Here is a 1,176-nt window from a genome sequence, read left to right on the forward strand (position 1 = left end):
GGGCAGCGCCCCGGCCGGGCAGGAGCCGGACGCGGCCTTCGCCTGGAGCTACCACTCGACGTTGGCCGCCGCGTTCGCCGCCACGCTCTCCGCCGGTCGTCTGCGGCAGGCGCGGGCCCAGGCCCAGGCGCAGGCCGAACGAGCCGAGGAGTGGGTATGAGCACGGCACGAGCCGACACCGGCCTGCTGCACGAGGTGGGGGCGCGGGCCATCGGGTGGCTGCACCGCCACCGGGACGGTTTCCGGCCCCGGCAGGACGCCGGCACGTCGGACCGCGAGGTCAAGGACCGGCTGAAGCCGATCGGGGAACTGGCCCTGATCGGCAAGGTGCTGTTCCGGGAGGGCGTGGCCGGTTCGCAGCAGTCGAGGCTCGCCCGGCAGTTGCTGGACCACGCCTGGCGGGACCTGCTGGACGGCGGGCGGGTGCTCGCCTGGATGCAGCGGGAGGAGCCGCTGTCGCCGATCCCGTTCGAGATCTACGTCCCCTTCCGCGAACTCGGCTACAGCGAACCGGGTTTCGAGCAGACGGCACGTCTGGCGCACCGGCTCGGCAGTTGGTCGGCCGTGGAGGCGCTGCCGGTCCGACGGCTGGGCATCTCCGCGTTCGAGCGGCGGTTCGGTCTCACCCCGAGCGTTCCGCTGGCCGATGCCGCCCGTGCGACGTGGCTGGGGCGCCGGCCCGAACCGTGGACGGTGGAGGTCAACATCGGCTACCTGGTCACGCACACGGTCTTCCACCTCACCGACTGGGGTGAGAACCCGGAAGGTCTGCCCGCCGACATGGCGGAGTACCTCGCCGACTGGCTGCCCGCGTGGACGGACGACTGGCTGGAGATCGGCCACTGGGACCTGCTGGGGGAACTGCTCGTCGTCGACGCCTGCCTGCCCCGGCCGTTCCTGGACGCCCGGACGTGGCAGGCGTTCGCCGACGCCCAGGAGCCGGACGGCGCGATGCCCGCCCACGGCACGATGCCGACGGGTGATCCGGACGAGGTGTTCGACGCGGTGTACCACCCGACGCTGGTGGCGGCGTTCGCGTCGGTGCTCGCCACCTCGCGGTCCATGGGGGCCCTGACGGGAAGCGCGACGTGACCGACCCGTCCCCCCGCCCGGCCCCCGGCAGCACCGCCCGGTCCGGCGCCCCGCTCCCGCCCCACGGCACTCTCCCGCCCGGCG

Annotated in this window: 1 protein-coding gene; it reads left to right on the plus strand. The window is 74.0% G+C overall.

What is annotated here, in order from left to right; all coding sequences use genetic code 11:
• The first annotated feature begins 156 nt into the window (after nt 1-156).
• The gene (locus tag ACYVE9_RS27595) at nt 157-1,092 is read left to right on the plus strand and encodes a DUF6895 family protein (RefSeq protein ID WP_461030618.1); all 936 of its coding nucleotides are present in this window, start codon (nt 157-159) and stop codon (nt 1,090-1,092) included.
• Nucleotides 1,093-1,176: the final 84 nt, after the last annotated feature.

The organism is Streptomyces sparsus (assembly GCF_054776295.1).

Excerpts from the sequence above, each read along its gene's own strand:
- ACYVE9_RS27595 (WP_461030618.1), top strand. The coding sequence starts at position 157 with ATGAGCACGGCACGAGCCGACACCGGCCTGCTGCACGAGGTGGGGGCG.